A 16797-nucleotide genomic window follows, 5' to 3' on the forward strand; every position below is an offset into this window, starting at 1 on the left:
GCTCGCGGCCGGTCCCGGAGCTGGTATCTCGTCCGGTATCGAGGGCGGGCTATGGATCTCAGGTATGCGTTCGCGACTGAGCGACGCTGTCCGCGGTGGGTTCATACCTGCTATTGCCCGATTCCCTTGCAGCACTTCTCAGAAAATCCGGTCCAGGTCGATCTGGGCTGATCTGCACCCGCGGCGAGCCGTTTGCGCGGCTCACCGAGCGGTCAGCTCTCGGACACCCAGGAGTACTCGACTTTTGGTCGGCCGCTGCGGCCGTCGTAGCGTTGTGTCCGGAGTGCCTGGCCCTGGTCGGCGAGGTGTTCCAGGTACCGGCGGGCGGTGATCCGTGAGGTGCCGAGCGACGTCGCCACCTCCTCCGCGGTCCAGCCCTCGCGGTCGGCGAGGAGCTGTACGACGCGGTCGAGCACCCCACCGGCGAGACCCTTCGGCACCGACGAGACTGTTGCCGGATGCAACAGCCGGTCCACCTCTTCCTGATCTGCAACGACCTGACCGGCTTCTGCGGCCCGGCGCTGGCGGGCGTACGCCGACAACCGGTCGCGCAATGTCTCGAAGGCAAAGGGCTTCAGCACGTACTGAACGACCCCGATCCGCGCGGCCGCCTGCACCGCCGCGACCTCGCGCGCCGACGTCACCGCGACCACGTCCGTCTGGTTGCCGAGGGCTCGCATTCGCCGTACGACGTCCAGCCCGTGTCCGTCCGGCAAATGCATGTCGAGCAGCACCACGTCGACATCGCCTCGCGCAAGCACCTGCAGCGCGCGCCCCGCAGTACCGGCGATTCCGGCGCAGGTGAAGCCGGGCAGGCGTTCGACGTACGTGCGATGTGCTTCTGCGGCGACGGGATCGTCCTCGACGACGAGTACGCGTAAATCAGGCACTCGCGCCCACCGCCCGCGGCAACCGCACTCGCACGGTCAACGCCGGTACTTCGTCCAGCTCGGAATCCGGATCGACCATCAGCGAACCCTGCCACCTCTCGACCGTGCTCCGCACCAGAACGAGTCCCAGCCCGTGCCCCGGCTCGGCCTTCGTCGTCCACCCGCGCTCGAACATGTGCGCCAACTCCACCGACCCCAGTTCGGCACCCGTGTTCGTCACGATCAGGTCCACGGCCTCCGCGGTCGTCGCCGCCCGGAATTCGACCTTCCGCGGCGCCGGACCGCCCCGCGCCGCCTCGATCGCGTTGTCCAGCAGGTTTCCGACCACGGTCACCACGTCCTGGGCAGGCAGCCGCGTGTTCAGCGTCTCGTGCCCGAGATCGAGGGTCAGTACGACGCCACGCTCCTGCGCCTGAGACAACTTCGCCAGCAGCAGCGACGCCAGCACCGGATCGCCGACCGTGCCGACGACCCGATCCGTCATCGCCTGTGCGAACTGCAGCTCCGACACCGCGAACTCCCGCGCCCGTTCCGGTTTCCCGATCTCGATCAGGCTGACCACGGTGTGCAGCCGATTCGACGCCTCATGATTCTGTGCCTGCAGCGATTCGGCCAAACTCCGTACGGCGTCCAGCTCGCCGAGCAGCCGTTGCAGCTGGGTGTGGTCCCGCAGCGTGACGATCCGCCCGCGCCCGGACGGCTGCTGGTTCACGACGACCACGCCGCGCGCGCCGAGGTGGAGCTCGTCGTACGCCGTCCGCCCGGTCGCGAGCAACTCGGCCAGGGGAGCGCCGAGGCGGAGCTCCTCGAGCGGCGTACCGGGGACAACGGAGCGCAACCCGAGCAGAGCGAGGGCCTCGTCGTTCGCGAGCTGCACCCGGCCGTCGAGGTCGAGCAGGATCAGCCCTTCGCGCGCCGCGTGCAGTACGCCCTCGTAGAAGTCGAGCATCCGGGCCAGCGACTGCGTTCCCACGCCGCGCGTGGCCCGCCGTACCCGCCAGGTGACGAGCGCGTTGCCGGCGATCGCGACCCCGAGCATCAGGCTGGCGATGCCGAGCATCGAGCGGATGTCCAGCCGGACCAGCTCCGACCAGCTCGGTGCGGCCAGGCCGGTCGCCGCCGCGTCCCGCAGTGCCTGCGCCCGCGATCGGCTGATCATCACGATCCATGCCATCGCGATCAGGATCAGGACCGTGACCGTCTGTATCCACAGCACCTGGCGGCGCAGCTCCCACGGACGGTGTCGCATGCGGACAGTTTGCCTCTAATCCGCACTGCGAACGATATGAACGAAATGAGCACTTCTCCTGTGCGTCACGTCACAGTTACCCAAAACCCCTCCGCCAGGCCGATAAGGGAGTCCCACCAATGTCGAGCCCGACCGAATCCCGCCCGACTCCGGTCCGCAACGACCGGACCCATTTCCTCTACATCGCCGTCATCGTCGCCGTTCTGCTCGGCATCGGTGTCGGGTTCCTGTTCCCCGATTTCGCGGTCGAGCTGAAACCGCTCGGCACCGGCTTCGTGAACCTGATCAAGATGCTGATCAGCCCGATCATCTTCTGCACCCTGGTGCTCGGCATCGGCTCGGTCCGGCAGGCCGCCAGCGTCGGCAAGGTCGGCGGTCTCGCGCTCGTCTACTTCCTGGTGATGTCGACGGTCGCACTCGCCATCGGCCTGCTGGTCGGCAACATCGTGCAGCCGGGCTCGGGCCTGAACCTGACCGACAAGCTCCGGGAGGCCGGGCAGAAGCAGGCCGCCGGCGCACACGAGAGTACGACGGACTTCATCCTCGGCATCATCCCGAAGTCGCTGCTGTCCTCGCTGACCGAGGGCGAGGTGCTGCAGACCGTGCTGGTCGCGCTGCTCGTCGGGTTCGCGCTGCAGGCGATGGGCTCCGTCGGCCAGCCGGTCCTGGTCGGTATCGGTCACATCCAGCGGCTGGTGTTCAAGATCCTGTCGATGATCATGTGGACGGCGCCGGTCGGCGCGTTCGGTGCGATCGCGGCCGTCGTCGGCGCGACCGGCTGGGACGCGCTGGTGAGCCTCGGCAAGATCATGCTGGCCTTCTACATCACGTGTCTGCTGTTCGTGATCGTTGTCCTGGGCACCATTCTTCGCCTGGTCACCGGGGTCTCGATCTTCCAGCTGCTGCGCTATCTCGGACGCGAGTTCCTGCTGATCGTGTCCAGCTCGTCGTCGGAGACCGCCCTGCCCCGGCTGATCGGCAAGATGGAGCATCTCGGCGTCGACAAGTCCGTCGTCGGTATCACCGTCCCGACCGGGTACTCGTTCAACCTCGACGGTACGGCGATCTATCTGACGATGGCGTCGCTGTTCATCGCGGAGGCGATGGACACGCCGTTCTCGCTCGGCCAGCAGATCTCCCTGCTGGTGTTCATGGTCGTCGCGTCGAAGGGTGCCGCCGGTGTCACCGGTGCGGGCCTGGCGACCTTGGCCGGCGGTCTGCAGTCGCACCGGCCGGAGCTGGTCGACGGCGTCGGTCTGATCGTCGGCATCGACCGGTTCATGTCCGAGGCCCGTGCGCTGACGAACTTCGCCGGCAACGCGGTCGCGACCGTCCTGGTCGGCCACTGGGTCGGCGAGTTCGACAAGAACCAGGCCGAACAGGTGTTCGCCGGCAACGACCCGTTCGACGAGGTCGCCTTCGCCGCCGGTGACACTCACGGCGGTGACGCGCCGGCCGCCGTCGAAGCTCGTCAGTCCGACCACTAGACCATCCCCACCCCTCCCAAGCACTGCCCGCCGGCCCACAGACCGGCGGGCAGTGCTTTGAAGGGAAGGAAGGAAAGAGAGAGAAGAAAGAGAGAGAAGGAAGGGATCAGCGGCCGTCCAGTAGTTCGATGACTGGCGCGAAGTCCTCGAGGTAGCCGGAGTTGACGCTGATGTAGCTGGCGCCGATCTGGTCGCGGCGGCGCAGGAGTTCGTCGGCCATCTCCTGCGGAGTGCCGCGGAGCAGCATCAACGAGTCCATCGCCTCGAGCTGGTCGGGGTCGACGCCCGAGGCGCGCTTCGTCCAAGGCGGCAGCGGGCGGGTGCCGGCGGCGAGCAGGTTCATCGCGAGCTCGATGTCGTCGGCGCGGGATCCGGCCAGCTCACGCAACTCGCGGGCGACGGCCGCAACCTCCGAGCGAGGAGTGGTCGCGTCCTTGGCCAGCGAGACGATGTCGGCCCGCTCGGCCGCGAGCGCAAGCGCCTTCGGTCCGCCGGCGGCCAGCATGATCGGCGTACGGCGCTCGCCGTCGAGCTCGCGCAGCAGGTCGAGGGTTTCGATGACCTGCTCGCGCCGCTCCCGGGCCGTTCCCCACCGCAGGCCGACCTCGGCCGTCTGCTGCTCCGCGACGGGGCGGCCGGTGCCGATGCCGAACTCGAACCGCCCATCGGTGAGCACGGTCAGGGTGTGCGCCTCCCAGGCGGCCTGTCGCGGCGTCCGCAGCGGCGCGGCCGCGACGAAGGTGCCGACCCGGATGTCGGCGACCGCGGCCGCCATCGCGAGCGAGGAGAACGGCGCGGGGAGCTGCAGCCCGTCCGGCATCAGTACGGTCTGGAACCCGAGATCCGCCGCCTGCCGGACCGTCTTCACCCACTCCTCACCGGTCGTCGGACTTCCCGCCACACCGAACCGGAACTGCCTCGCGTTCATCGCCCTGCTCCCTCCGTCGTTTGATGACTCCAGACTCGCCGCAGCCGGGGTCTGTCCACATCCCACGAGGGGAGGCGTTCGCCGTACGCCGAGCGACGTACTCTGGTGACATGTCACGTATGCGCAGCCCCCTGCTGGACCGGCCCGGTGCGGTCGAGGCCGACGGACTCGACGCCGGCGTCGCGGCGCACTACGGCTCGGACCTGCGCGAGCAGCGGGCCCTGGTCGCGGGTGAGGCGTTCGTCGACCTGTCGCACCGCGACGTGGTCACGATCACCGGCCCGGACCGGTTGACCTGGCTGCATGCGCTGACCACGCAGTACTTCGAAGGCCTCAAACCCGGTACGTCGACGACCGCGCTGCTGCTGTCTCCGACCGGGCATGTCGAGCATGTGATGTACGGCGTCGACGACGGCGAGACGTTCTGGCTGCACACCGAGCCGGGCGCGGCCGCCGCGTTGGTGGAGTGGCTGCAGAAGATGGTGTTCATGTCCCGCGTCGAGATCACGGACGTGACCGACGACTACGCGATCATCTGGCGTCCCGGGGCTGCTTCGGGCGAGCACCTGACCCGTAGCGGTGACGACTCGCTGGGTGGGCACGAGGTGTTCCTGCCGCGAGCCGAGCTGGCTGGGCTGGAGGGCGCCGTGGCCGGGATCTGGGCGTACGAGGCGCTCCGGATCGAGGCGGGTTCGCCGCGCTTCGGGCTCGACACGGACGATCGCGCGATCCCGAACGAGCTCGGTTGGCTCGGCGTCGGCGTACATCTCGACAAGGGCTGCTACCGCGGGCAGGAGACCGTCGCGCGGATCCACAACCTCGGCCGCCCGCCGCGCCGCATCGTCCGCCTGCTGCTCGACGGCTCCGTCGACCACCTGCCGGCCCACGGGTACGCCGTCCGCGCGGGGGAGAAGCAGGTCGGAGTCATCGGCTCCGCGGCCCGCCACCACGAGCTCGGCCCGATCGCCCTCGCCCTGGTCAAGCGCAACGTCGACCCGGATGCCGTGCTCGAGATCGTCGCCGAAGACCAGCCCACAGTGACCGCCACGCAGGACCTCCTGGTCGACCCCGAGGTCGGCCTGCACGTTCGGTCAAGGCTCTAGACAGACGAGCGCAGGCGGCGGCCGGGCGGTGGGACGCTGGCGGGGCTGGCCAGGCCCAGGGTGCACAGGAACCGTTCGAGGCTGAAGGCAGCCATGCCCAGCGCGACCGGATTGCCGGGCACACGGGAAGCCTCGACCGTGAGGTTGGGGAGGGACCCCGGCAGGACGTGATCCGGCAGCTCTGAGCGGACCGCGGGGATCAGGTGGTCGCCCAAGGCCGCGGTGGTCCACCCGGTCAGCGTGATGTGCGCGATGTTCAGCAGGTTCACCAGGTCGCCGAGCGACGCCGCCAGGTAGTGAGAGGTACGACGGGCCAGCTCGGCCAGCGCACTGTCACCCTGCGCCAGCCCGTCGGCCACCGCGTCCACGAACCCGCGCTGCTGCGGCTCCCGCAGCGCGGAATGATCCTGGTCGATCTCTGCCAGCGTGGTCTGCAGTCCGTGCACGCCCAGGTACGCCTCGACGCAGCCGAGCCGGCCGCACCGGCAGGGCCGGCCGTCCAGCTGGAGCAAGGTATGTCCCCACTCACCCGCGTTGTTCGCCTCGCCGCGGAGCAAGGACCTGTCGATCACGATGCCGGCGCCGACCCCGGTGCCGAGATTGACCACCGCCATGCTCTTGGTCACCCGGCCGACGCCGAACCACAGTTCCGACAGCGCCACGGCCTTGAGCGGGTTGTCGACGTAGACCGGCAGGCCGAGGCGTTGCTCGAGCAACGCCTCGATCGTGACGTCGTGCCAGTCCCAGTTCGGCGCGAAGACCGAAACCCCGGCGTCCGGCCGAACCTGGCCAGGCAGGCTCACGCCGGCCCCGATGATCTGGTCGCGCCCGATGCCGGCGGCCCCGATCGCCGCGTCGACAGCGCGGACGATGCCGTCGACCACGTACGCCGGACCACTCTCGTGCTCGTCGAGCGCGACCTGGCCCTGTGCGAGCGGCTGGAGCGTGACGTCGTACACCGTCGCGTCGACATACGTCTCGGCCACGTCGATGCCGAGGATGCGGCCGCGGTCGGGGTCGATGGTCAGCCGCTCGTACGGGCGGCCGACCGTGTTCTGCTCGACCATCGCGATCCGCAGCACCCCCTCGGCGAGGAACTGCGTGACCAGGGTGGCGACGGTCGCGGGACTCAACCCGGTATGCCGGGAGATCTCCTGCCTGGTCGACGGCCCCAGGGCGAACAGGGCGTGCAGCACCTCGAACCGGCTCTCGTTGCGCAGGTCACGAGACGTCTGGCGCGGCACGTTCATCCCCTAACTGCTCTCGATCCGTACTGTCCGAAGCTCCGGCCTGGCCGGTCCGTCGACGCCCCGCACCAGCAGCGTCAGCCCGGACCATCCCGGCGGGACCCACAGTACGTCGGGATCGCCGCCGGAGAACGCCGGTCGGTCACCGAGCCAGACGCGTCCGAGACACTCCCCGGAGGCCCAGCCGGTGATCCGGATCTGACTACCTTCCGGCCGCACCAGCAACCCATTCTCCAACGTTGGAAGCTCCACGTCGAGCCAGGCCTCCTCGCCTGCCGCGAGGGTCAGCGGGAGCTCGATCTCGGGTCCGGACTCGCGGCGGAGCGCGAACGCGGTCAGCAGTTCGTCGTCCTGTACGGCGCAGGTCCAGTCGCGGATCGGGTCCAGTACGAGCAACTCGGCGCGGAGACCGCCGCCGCTCGGATTGTGCGGAACCGTGACCGAGATCTGCTTGGTCCCCGCGGGCAGGATCACCCACGGGTCCTCGGAGTGGACGGTGCGTGGCTGACCGTCGTCCACAGTCACGGCGACGGGCTCTCGAACGCCTTCCAGATGCAGGGCAGTCGGCGTTTCGGTGTCGAGGTGGCGCGTGTACGTGATCGGCGTACCGACGCGGGTGCTGCTCCAGCCGGTGAGGCTCCGCAGCGGGGCCGGGTCGCCGGCCGAGTGCCCGTGGACCGTCCAGAGCGCGGAGATGTCGTGCGTCTCGATGACGTTCCACAGCGATCCGAGGCCGCGGAGCGCGCCGAGCCGCAGGGACGGCAGCCGGGTGTCGTCGAAGTTCGCGTGGCCCCAGATCTCGACGGTTGCCTGGATCTGTCCGGTGACCCCGCCGACGTCGATGCGTTCTGTCGCACCGAAGGCGGCCAGCGTGTGAACGCGACCGCCGATCGACAGGTCCACGATGTCGGCGGCGCCCACGAGCAACAGCTCGCCGCACTCATCGATGGTCGCCGTGTAGGTTCCGCGCCCCCGGTAGACGCCGAGGGATTCCAGCGTCGGCGGGAGTTCGTGGGTGCCCGCCGGCGTCGACGGTGCGGCCGACGTACGTCGCCGGACGATCACCGATCCTGCATCGGAGACCTCGGGGGTGTCGACCTCCGGTGGCGGCTCCACGGTGACGACGACACCTTCGACGATCCGCGACGACCCGACCGGGACGTCTTCCGTGGTGTTGCCGATGGCAACAGTCACCGGCACGGAGGAGCAGAACAGCAGGCCCTGCTTCGTATCCATCAGGTCGGCCGACGCCAGCCGGAGCGTGGTGTCGCCGAGCGGCAGATCGAGCAGCATCAGCGGGCACGAGTCCGCCGCCACCGCGACCGGGATGCCTCCGACGATCGCCTGTCCGTCCTCGGCGCCGAGGTTGGGTAGGGCGACCAGTCGGCCACCGCCCGCCAGTTCCAGCACCGAGTGCGACGAGCTGGTCGGAAAATCGGTGGTCACCGTGATCGGCTCACCCAGCGTCGCCGACGCCAGCCGTGGTCCGAGCGCCTCCAGCACCCAGGCCAGCGTCTGCGCCTGCGCGAACTCCGGCCGCTCCGCTCCGGTGGACGACACGTATCCACCGAAGTCGTAGCCGTGGCTCATGAAGTTCCCCGGTTTGCCCCAGTTCCCACTCGATGGGGTGTAACCGAAGTTCCATCCCGACGACTGCAGGTAGGGCGCGATCAGCGACGCGCCACTCGCCAGCAGGCGCCGCAGCGTCCGGTGCCGCCGGTTGGTCTCGGTGATCAGCAGCGGCAGCCCCTGATCAGCGAGTAGTCGCGCGTACCGCCGTACCTCTTCCTCGATGAACGGCGAGTCGTCGTCAGGGTAGAAGTTGCACGCCGGCACGACGCCCTCCACGTCGCCGGTGGCGCCGAAGAGATCTCCTTGCCCGGAGCAAGCAATCAGCGGTACGTCGAGGCCGTGCTTCAGAGCCTGGTCCCGCAACGCGGTCAGGTATCCGGGCCGGTCCTCGCAGTCGAAGAAATCGAGCTCGTTCTCCAACTGGACCATGACGACGGCACCACCTGCGCCGTACTGACGCGCAGCCAGGATCGGCAGGACCTGATCGAACCAGTCCGTCACCTGAGCGAGGAACCGCGGCTCGTTCTGCCGGACGCGCAGCGCGGGGTCCAGCCCCAGCCACGCCGGCAGTGCGCCGCCGTCCCACTCCGAGCAGATGTACGGACCGGGCCGGGCGATGACGTGCAGCCCGACCTCGAACGCGAGATCCAGGAACGCGGCGACGTCCCGGCGGCCCTCGAACGACCAGCGGCCCGGGGAGAGTTCGTGATAGTTCCACGGCAGGTACACGTCGACGCAGGTGTACCCGGACCGGCGAACCTGCTCGAGCCGCGCCCGCCACTGCTCCGTCGGCAACCGGAAGTAGAACAGCGACGCGCACAACAGCACTCGCGGCTCACCATCGATCCGGATCCCTCGCGCGTCCATTTCGACCGTCACTTGACCCCCGCACTCCCGCCGCTGATGTCCATCTCGTACAGGTACCGCTGTCCCAGGTAGTACACCAGGATCATCGGCAAGGTGAGCAGGATCGACCCGACCATCACCAGGTTCCACGGTGGTGCCTGCAAAGCTTGCGACGTACTGGTGATGTACTGCACGCCCAGCGCGAGCGGCATCTTGGTCTCGTCGTTGAGGTAGATCAACGGGCCCATGAAGTCACCCCAGGTCGCGGTCAGGGTGAAGATCCCGATCGCGATCAGGACCGGGGCGAGCATCGGCAGCATGATCCGGCGGTAGATGCCGAAGAAGCCCAGCCCGTCGACCATCGCGGCCTCGTCGATCTCGCTCGGCAGCCGGGACACGAACTGCCGGACCAGGAAGACGTTGAACGCGTTGGAGAAGAAGTTCGGCACGATCAGCGGCAGGAAGATGTTCACCCAGCCGAGTTCCTTGAACAGGATGAACTGCGGGATCATCGTGATCTGCGCCGGGATCATCATGGTCGCCAGCACGATGATGAACAGCGCGTTCTTGCCCGGCGCCCGCAACCGTGCGAACGCGTAACCGACCAGCCCGCTGGACAGCATCTGCCCGATCACCGCGCCGGTCGAGATGATCACCGAGTTCAGCAGGAACCGCTGCATCGGCAGGTCGGTGCTGAACACCCGCGTGAAGTTCTCCCAGTGGAACTCGCGGGGGAGGATCGTGAAGGTGTTCGCGTTGACGGTCTGGTCGCTGGACAGCGCGATCGACACCACGAACACCAGCGGTACGCACAGCACCGCCGACACGATGATCAACGTGGCGTAGGTGAACGGCGTCGCCCGGAACACGCCCATGACCCGATCGCGGCTCGGAGTCCGCTCCGGTCCCGGCTGCGGCTCCTGCTGCGGTGGTGCGGCAGCGGAGATGACGGTGGCCATCACTTCACCTCGGTCTCGTAGAACACCCAGCGCCGGGCGGTGCGGAAGGCGAGCAGCGTGAACACCAGGATCACGGCGAACAACAACCACGACAGCGCCGACGCGTAACCCATGTGGTAGAAGGAGAACGCCTCGTTGAACAGCAGCGGAACCATCATCTGGCTGGCGTTGTCCGGCCCGCCCTTGGTCAGGATGTAGACCTGGGAGAACACCTGGAACGCCCCGATCAGGCCCATGATCAGGTTGAAGAAGATGATCGGGGTCAACTGCGGGAAGGTGATGCTCCAGAACTGCCGGAACGGTCCCGCACCGTCGACCTCGGCCGCCTCGTAGAGCTCCCGTGGAATGCCCTTCATGGCCGCGAGCAACAGGACGGTCGCGCCGCCGGCGCCCCAGACGGACAGCAGGATCAGGGCGGGCTTCACCCAGATCGATTCCAGCAGCCACGACGGGCCCGGGATGCTGAACACCCCGAGCACGTCGTTGAGCGGACCCGACGGCGCCAGCACCATCTTGAAGATCATCGCCGTCGCGACCAGCGGCACCAGCGTCGGCAGGTAGATCAGCGTCCGGAACACCTTGCGGAGGCGAACCTGCTTGTTCAGCAGGTTCGCCAGCCACAGGCCGATCCCGAGGCCGAGCGGCACCGAGATCGCGGCGTAGTAGAACGTGTTCCACAACGCCTTCCAGAACACCGGATCCTCGGTCAGCAGCCGGGTGTAGTTCTCCAGCCCGACGAACTTCGGCGGGGTGAAGGAGTCCCAGTCGGTCAGCGAGATGTAGACCGACGCGATCATCGGCCCGAGCAGGAACACGACGAACCCGATGATCCACGGCGACGCGAACAGGTAGAACCACAACGCCTCGCGGCGGCGTAGCTTCGACATCAGGCCGGCTTGACGATGGACTCGAGTCGCTTCTGCACCGCCGTCAGTGCGGTACGCGCGTCCTGCTTGCCCAGCCAGAAGTCGGCCAGCCCGTCGTCGAACGCCTTCTGCATCTCGTTCCAGGCCGGGATGAACGGCGCCCGGTAGACGAAGTCGCTGGACTCGCCGAACACGTTCATGTTCACCGGCTTGGTCATCCAGGCCGGTTTCAGGAACGCCTGGCTCTTCTGCACCTCGATGTTGGCCGGAACGTCCTGACCGGTGGCGATGATCTGCTGCTGCGCCTCCGGCGAGGTGAAGAAGTCGATCGCCTTGAGGGCGGCATCCGGGTTCTTCGCCGTCCGGGAGACCGCCAGGCCGCTACCGAACGCGGTCACTGCCTGCTGCTTGCCCTTCCACAGCGGCGCGATGTCCCACTCGATCTTGCTCTTGGCCAGACCACCGATCGCCCAGAAGCCGGTGGTGTTCACCGCGACCTTGCCGTTGGCGAACGCCGCGTCACCGCCGACGTCGGCGCCCATGTCGGCGTACTGCTTCGGGGTCGGGACCACGCCGTGCTTGAACACCAGGTCGCCGGTCCACTGCAGCGCCTCGATCACCTCGTCGGTGGCGACCGCGGGCTTGCCGCTGTCGTCGATGATCTTGCCGCCGTTCTGGTACACGAAGCTCCACCACTGGGCCCACCAGCCGCCGCCGGAGTAGCCCCACTGCTTGCCCGGAACGGTCAGTTCCTTGAACGCGCCGAGCGCGTCGTCCCAGGTCCAGTCCGCGGTCGGCGCCTTGATGCCCTTGGCATCGAACAGCGTCTTGTTGTAGTACACGATCATCGCGCCGGAACGGTCCGGGACCGCGTAGACCTTGTCCTGGTAGGAGTACAGCTTGCCGATCGAGCCGAACCGCTTCTCCAGGTCGATCCCGGCCTTCGAGGCCAGGTCGTCCAGCGGCAGGAGCTGGTTCTTGCTCGAGTAGACGTTGACGCTCTCGGCCACCTGCATGATGTCGGGGCCCTTGCCGCCGGCGATCATCGTCTGGACCTTCTGCGCGTACCCGTCACCCGGGATCAGCTGGAGCGTCACCTTCAGCTCGGGGAACTTCTTGACCAGCAGGTCGATCCGCTTCTGGTACGCCGTCTTGTCGGCGTCTCCGCCCCACACCGCCATCACCAGGTTGGCGGCGGTGGCGTTGCCCGACGTACTGCCCTTGTCGTCACTGTCCGAACCGCACGCGGTGAGCGTGATGACACCCGCGGCCAGACTCATCCCGAGAAATCCCCGACGCGAAACCTGCGCCTTGTCCATCGCCATCGCGCTGACCTTCCCGTGCGTGTTGAACCCTGAGGATTTGTGTTGATCCCTGAGGGTTTGGGTGGCGGTTAAACTAACCATTGGAATAATCGTTGGCAAGACCTCGGTCGCCGAAATGCCAAACCGTGACCAGCGGGCCAGTGACGGGAATCATTCGCAACAGGGCGTTTTGCACCTGTACAGTTCAGCCGTGACCGAACCTGTGATCCTGGCCGACGTGGTCCGCAGCGACTTCGTCGAAGGCCACCACCGCGGCTCCGTCGTCGTGACCAACCCCGACGGCAGCGTCGACTGGTCCGCCGGCATCGTGGACCAGCCGATGTTCCCCCGCTCGTCCAACAAACCCATGCAGGCCCTCGGCATGCTCCGCAACGGTCTCCCGCTGACCGGCAAGCTGCTCGCGCTGGCCGGCGCCTCGCATTCGGGTGAGCAGATCCACGTGGACGGCGTACGGGAGATCCTCGCGACGGCCGGCCTCGACGAGACCGCGCTGCAGACTCCGGTCGCGTACCCGCTGGACGACGAGACCCGGGATGCCTGGGTCAAGGCCGGCCACGGCAAGGAGCGGATCGTGATGAACTGCTCCGGCAAGCACGCCGCGATGCTGCTGACCAGCACGCTCAACGGCTGGGACCTCGAGACCTACCGCTCGCCGGATCACCCGCTGCAGCAGGAGATCCGCACCGCGATCGAGGACGCGGCCGGCGAGAAGGTCTCGTACGTCGCGATCGACGGCTGCGGCGCGCCGATCTTCGCGCTCACGCTCTCCGGCCTGGCCCGCTCGTTCGGTCTGTTCGCGGCCGCGGCCACGGACAGCCAGGAGGGTCAGGTCGCCCAGGCGTTCCGTGCGTACCCCGAGTACGCCAGCGGGAGTACGCGCGACGAAGCCGAGCTGATGCGTGCGGTCAACGGCCTGTTCTGCAAGGCCGGCGCCGAGGGTGTGTACGCCGTCGGTCTCGCGGACGGCACCGGCATCGCGCTGAAGCTCGAGGACGGTACGCCGCGCGCCCGCAAGGTCGTGATGGCGGCGACCCTCCAGCGTCTCGGCCTCACGAACGAGACGATCGAGAACCACCTCCACTTCGACCTCACCGGCGGAGACAACGTGGTCGGCGCAGTCCGGCCGCACGCACCGACCTTCAGCTGACCAGCGGGTGGGTTGGTGTGACCTTGTGGGTGTGGAGTACGACGTCGAACCAGTCGGCGAGGCTGTCGCCGGTCAGGTAGGACGATGGGCCGGCCTCGGGGAAACCGCGGGTCTTGGCGGTTTGGTGTAGCCAGGCGCGGACCGCTGCGGGTTGCGGGTGTGTGCGGAGGTCGAGCAAGAAGTTGTCCAGGCCCGTCGCCGTCAGTTGGTGCTCGAACCAGTCGGCTGGTGCGGGCGGCATCGTGATCGGGCCGAGCGTCGTACCGTGGTCGAAGGTGCAGCCGATCGAGCGGTAGCGGTCGCCGTACCAAGCTCGGAGATACGAGCCGGCGCTGCGGAAGGCGACGGGTGGTTCGCTGACCTGCAGGCGCGGAGCGTTGGCGGTGTGCGCGCTGGCCGCCCAGTAGATCACCTTGTTGCGGGTGAAGCCGTGCCACCAGCGGACGTTCTCCGCGGCGCGGGCATCGCGGTACACCAGGTTCTGCTCCTCCGGCAGGCTGAATGCCGTGTAGAACGAGCGGATCTGGCGCGCGTGGTGCTCGGTGATCGCGTAGTCGCGGTCGTTCGGCCGGTGCGGCAGGTCGCGAACGAGCGAGTAGACAGCGCGGGCCTTGGCGACGTACGGCGCCTTGTCCTTGACCTCCTGCCAATACCACCGGACGTACGCGCCCATGTCGTCGGTGGTCGGGCGGATCGGGTCCAGGCTCCGGTGGAGTTCGGCCAGCCGGTGCGGTGCGCGGCGCGCGACGTACTCGGCGACGGCGTCGTACGAGAGTCGCCGGGTGGAGAAGTATTCCGAACCGGCGAACCGGACCTTGTCGCGGTGGATGGCGTTGTACGCGCGGAGGTATTCGAAGAGCTCGGCGTTCTCGTGCGTGCGGGCCTCGGTGCTCAATAGGCCCATCAGCTCGTGAAGATCGCCGCGGCCGGTAAGGACGTAGTCGTTCAGTTGGGTGCCGAGCGACCAGTCGTCCTCGAACGCGATCGCGCGGAAGCCGTGGTGCTCGACGAGATTGCGGACGACGCGGAGCTTGAGTTGAGTGATCTCGGCGGTCGCGTGCACGGCCTCACCGAGACCGACGATCTGTGCGTTGCCCGGGTTCAGGTCGGTGATCGGCTTGGCGTTCTGGGCGATCCAGCGGGTGATCGAGTTGTCCGTTGCGTAGGCGGTTGTGCTGCTAAGGCTGACTGCGGCGAGCGCCGAGCCGGCTAGCAGCGTCCTGCGAGAGATGGGTTCCATGCCATCCCACCCTGTCGTCCAGGCTCGGTCCGGGCATCCTCCAGCGGAGGGCTTCGGAGATACGCCGTACGTCGTACGCGCTCGGCCGTCCGCGTTCCTAAGGTGAAAGGTATGGACGAGGCGATCGTGATCGGGGCCGGGATCGGTGGGGTGGCGGCGGCTGCTGCGTTGGGGCGAAGCGGTTGGCGGGTTCGGCTGTTGGAGAGTGCGCCGGAGTTGGGAGAGGTCGGCGCGGGGCTTGTCGTGACTGTCAACGGGCAGCGGGCGGCCGAGGAGCTCGGGGCGGCGGAGCGGATCCGGCGGAGTGGGTACGACGTCCGCGCGGCCGGGACCCGGCGGTGGGACGGGAAATGGTTGCTCAAGGCACCTGATGGTGGTGACACCGGGATGATCGGGATCCACCGGCGACGGCTGCACCAGGCGCTGGTCGAGGCGCAGGACGCCGACCTGGTGACATGGGCCCGGGTCAGTGCGGTCGAACCGGGGGCGGTGGGTGGTGAGCGGGCCCGGGTGACGTGGGAGTCGGCGGACGGTACGCACAGTGCGCGGGCCGATCTGGTGGTCGGCGCGGACGGGATCCGCAGCGTCGCCCGCAGCTCACTCTTCTCGAACGTCTTGCGCTACAGCGGCTTCAGTTGCTGGCGTGCTGCGATACCGGACACCACGGTCGACGACCGGTTCGCGATGACGTGGGGGCCGAACGCCGAGTTCGGGGCGCTGCGGATCAGCGCCGACGAGGTCTATTGGTACGGGTACGTCGCGATGCCGAGCGGTCGTCCGATCGAGGACGAGGTACGGGCGGTCCGCGAGTACTTCGCCGCGTGGGCTCCCGACGTACGGGCGCTGACCGAGGCGACGGACGAGGTGATCCGGCACGACGTGTGGGTGCTGGACCGGCCGCTGCCGCGGTACACGATCGGGCGGACCGTGCTGATCGGGGATGCGGCGCATCCGATGCTGCCGACGCTCGGACAGGGCGCGAACTCGGCGCTCGAGGACGCGGTGACGCTCGGGCTGGTGATTCCGGCCGGTGGTGAGTTGGCGGCCGGGCTGCGGGAGTACGAGTCGCAGCGGTACCGACGTACGCAGAGGATCGTCAACAGGTCGGCGTGGATGGGGCGGACCGGGGCAGAGGTCGGTGCGCGTGGTCAGTGGTTGCGGAACGCCATGCTGCGGATCACCCCGCCGCGGGCCGCGCTCAGGAACGGTACGCGGATCTTCGACTGGACCCCGCCGGGGTCATTTGGCGCGCAGGCGGTCGACCGCGGGTGACAGGACGGGGAGCGGGGCGGTCGGCGCGGGCAGGTCGTAGCCGGCGTACAGGCGGGTGCGGATCGCTTCCAGGGGGAAGGTCTCGCGGTAGATCGCGAGTTTGACGGTCACGCCCTCCAAGGTTGCTCTGAGCAACATCTCCTCGACGGCCGGGTCGGCGGCGCCGCGGGCCGCGAACACGTCGCGGATCGCGTCCTCGACCAGTGCCAACCGACCGGACTTGGCCTGCTCGACGCGGGCGAACACGTCGTGGGTCGTCGGCTGCATCATCAGCGTGATCGCGAGCCGCTGGATCGGGAGCGTGGTCGCGGCCGCCATCAGGGCGCCGTCGATGATGCCGGCCAGACGTTCATCAGGCGTTCCCTGAATGGTCAGAATGCCCGCGATGCCGTCCAGCCAGCGGTCCAGGAGTTCCGCCGCCAGTTGCTCCTTGGTGGCGAAATAGTACGAGACCAGGCCGCGGGAGACGCCCGCGGCGGCGGTGATGTCGGAGATCGACGCTGCCTCGTAGCCCTTCGCGGCGAAGGTTTCCAGCGCCGCGGCCAGGATGCGTTCGCGGGAGCGTTCCCGCAGTTCCTGGTTGACGGTCGCCGAGCGCGGCACGGTTTTCCCTTCCGAACGGGTCCACGACGCCCGCCGGTCGAAGCCTGAAGCGCCGGGCAACCC

The 16797-nt window shown here is 68.1% G+C and carries 14 protein-coding genes; 4 read left to right on the forward strand and 10 right to left on the reverse strand.

Annotated elements, in window-relative coordinates; genetic code table 11:
- Positions 1–212: 212 nt before the first annotated feature.
- Positions 213–890, reverse strand: a complete 678-nt coding sequence (locus OHB24_RS16350) for a response regulator (protein WP_327639877.1) — start codon at positions 888–890, stop codon at positions 213–215.
- Entirely contained in the window at positions 883–2139 is a 1257-nt protein-coding gene (locus OHB24_RS16355; protein WP_327639878.1) for a sensor histidine kinase, read from the reverse strand. The genes OHB24_RS16350 and OHB24_RS16355 overlap by 8 nt, the downstream gene beginning before the upstream one ends.
- Positions 2140–2258: 119 nt before the next feature.
- Between OHB24_RS16355 and OHB24_RS16360 the strand changes: the two genes are divergently transcribed.
- Positions 2259–3626, forward strand: a complete 1368-nt coding sequence (locus OHB24_RS16360; protein WP_327639879.1) for a cation:dicarboxylate symporter family transporter — start codon at positions 2259–2261, stop codon at positions 3624–3626.
- A 106-nt stretch (positions 3627–3732) separates the two neighbouring features.
- On the opposite strand, the gene OHB24_RS16365 is transcribed toward OHB24_RS16360, so the two are convergent.
- Entirely contained in the window at positions 3733–4554 is an 822-nt protein-coding gene (locus tag OHB24_RS16365; protein ID WP_327639880.1) for an LLM class flavin-dependent oxidoreductase, read from the reverse strand.
- Between the two features lie 110 nt (positions 4555–4664).
- On the opposite strand from OHB24_RS16365, the gene ygfZ reads away from it, so the two are divergent.
- Positions 4665–5657, forward strand: a complete 993-nt coding sequence (gene ygfZ / locus OHB24_RS16370) for a CAF17-like 4Fe-4S cluster assembly/insertion protein YgfZ (protein WP_327639881.1) — start codon at positions 4665–4667, stop codon at positions 5655–5657.
- Here ygfZ and OHB24_RS16375 read toward each other — a convergent pair.
- The 5 genes from OHB24_RS16375 to OHB24_RS16395 are packed head-to-tail and all read right to left on the reverse strand — an operon-like array spanning position 5654 to position 12472.
- Complete coding sequence (locus tag OHB24_RS16375; RefSeq protein ID WP_327639882.1) at positions 5654–6907, reverse strand: ROK family transcriptional regulator; 1254 nt, start codon at positions 6905–6907, stop codon at positions 5654–5656. The two genes, ygfZ and OHB24_RS16375, sit on opposite strands and share 4 nt — an antisense overlap.
- A gap of 3 nt (positions 6908–6910) precedes the next feature.
- Positions 6911–9355, reverse strand: a complete 2445-nt coding sequence (locus OHB24_RS16380; RefSeq protein WP_327639883.1) for a beta-galactosidase — start codon at positions 9353–9355, stop codon at positions 6911–6913.
- Positions 9352–10281 (reverse strand): carbohydrate ABC transporter permease, encoded by a 930-nt coding sequence (locus OHB24_RS16385; protein ID WP_327639884.1) that lies wholly within the window; start codon positions 10279–10281, stop codon positions 9352–9354. Before OHB24_RS16385 ends, OHB24_RS16380 begins: the two co-directional genes overlap by 4 nt.
- Complete coding sequence (locus tag OHB24_RS16390; protein WP_327639885.1) at positions 10281–11168, reverse strand: carbohydrate ABC transporter permease; 888 nt, start codon at positions 11166–11168, stop codon at positions 10281–10283. Before OHB24_RS16390 ends, OHB24_RS16385 begins: the two co-directional genes overlap by 1 nt.
- Positions 11168–12472 carry an ABC transporter substrate-binding protein gene (locus OHB24_RS16395; RefSeq protein WP_327639886.1) on the reverse strand — a complete coding sequence of 435 codons (1305 nt, stop codon included), beginning with the start codon at positions 12470–12472 and terminating at the stop codon, positions 11168–11170. Before OHB24_RS16395 ends, OHB24_RS16390 begins: the two co-directional genes overlap by 1 nt.
- A 190-nt stretch (positions 12473–12662) precedes the next feature.
- On the opposite strand from OHB24_RS16395, the gene OHB24_RS16400 reads away from it, so the two are divergent.
- Positions 12663–13619: an asparaginase gene (locus OHB24_RS16400; RefSeq protein ID WP_327639887.1), complete on the forward strand. Its 957-nt coding sequence runs from the start codon at positions 12663–12665 to the stop codon at positions 13617–13619.
- On the opposite strand, the gene OHB24_RS16405 is transcribed toward OHB24_RS16400, so the two are convergent.
- Positions 13612–14859, reverse strand: a complete 1248-nt coding sequence (locus tag OHB24_RS16405; RefSeq protein WP_327639888.1) for an erythromycin esterase family protein — start codon at positions 14857–14859, stop codon at positions 13612–13614. The two genes, OHB24_RS16400 and OHB24_RS16405, sit on opposite strands and share 8 nt — an antisense overlap.
- A 111-nt stretch (positions 14860–14970) precedes the next feature.
- Between OHB24_RS16405 and OHB24_RS16410 the strand changes: the two genes are divergently transcribed.
- Entirely contained in the window at positions 14971–16131 is a 1161-nt protein-coding gene (locus tag OHB24_RS16410) for an FAD-dependent monooxygenase (protein WP_327639889.1), read from the forward strand.
- On the opposite strand, the gene OHB24_RS16415 is transcribed toward OHB24_RS16410, so the two are convergent.
- The gene (locus OHB24_RS16415; RefSeq protein WP_327639890.1) at positions 16099–16734 is read right to left on the reverse strand and encodes a TetR/AcrR family transcriptional regulator; all 636 of its coding nucleotides are present in this window, start codon (positions 16732–16734) and stop codon (positions 16099–16101) included. The two genes, OHB24_RS16410 and OHB24_RS16415, sit on opposite strands and share 33 nt — an antisense overlap.
- Positions 16735–16797: the final 63 nt, after the last annotated feature.

It is taken from the genome of Kribbella sp. NBC_00482 (assembly GCF_036013725.1).
Lineage (GTDB): Bacteria > Actinomycetota > Actinomycetes > Propionibacteriales > Kribbellaceae > Kribbella.

Bases quoted from the DNA above. Each gene is read 5' to 3' on its own strand.
- OHB24_RS16355 (WP_327639878.1), bottom strand. From the start codon at position 2,139: ATGCGACACCGTCCGTGGGAGCTGCGCCGCCAGGTGCTGTGGATACAG.
- OHB24_RS16360 (WP_327639879.1), top strand. From the start codon at position 2,259: ATGTCGAGCCCGACCGAATCCCGCCCGACTCCGGTCCGCAACGACCGG.
- OHB24_RS16365 (WP_327639880.1), bottom strand. From the start codon at position 4,554: ATGAACGCGAGGCAGTTCCGGTTCGGTGTGGCGGGAAGTCCGACGACC.
- ygfZ (WP_327639881.1), top strand. From the start codon at position 4,665: ATGTCACGTATGCGCAGCCCCCTGCTGGACCGGCCCGGTGCGGTCGAG.
- OHB24_RS16375 (WP_327639882.1), bottom strand. From the start codon at position 6,907: ATGAACGTGCCGCGCCAGACGTCTCGTGACCTGCGCAACGAGAGCCGG.
- OHB24_RS16385 (WP_327639884.1), bottom strand. From the start codon at position 10,281: ATGGCCACCGTCATCTCCGCTGCCGCACCACCGCAGCAGGAGCCGCAG.
- OHB24_RS16390 (WP_327639885.1), bottom strand. From the start codon at position 11,168: ATGTCGAAGCTACGCCGCCGCGAGGCGTTGTGGTTCTACCTGTTCGCG.
- OHB24_RS16395 (WP_327639886.1), bottom strand. From the start codon at position 12,472: ATGGCGATGGACAAGGCGCAGGTTTCGCGTCGGGGATTTCTCGGGATG.
- OHB24_RS16405 (WP_327639888.1), bottom strand. From the start codon at position 14,859: ATGGAACCCATCTCTCGCAGGACGCTGCTAGCCGGCTCGGCGCTCGCC.
- OHB24_RS16410 (WP_327639889.1), top strand. From the start codon at position 14,971: ATGGACGAGGCGATCGTGATCGGGGCCGGGATCGGTGGGGTGGCGGCG.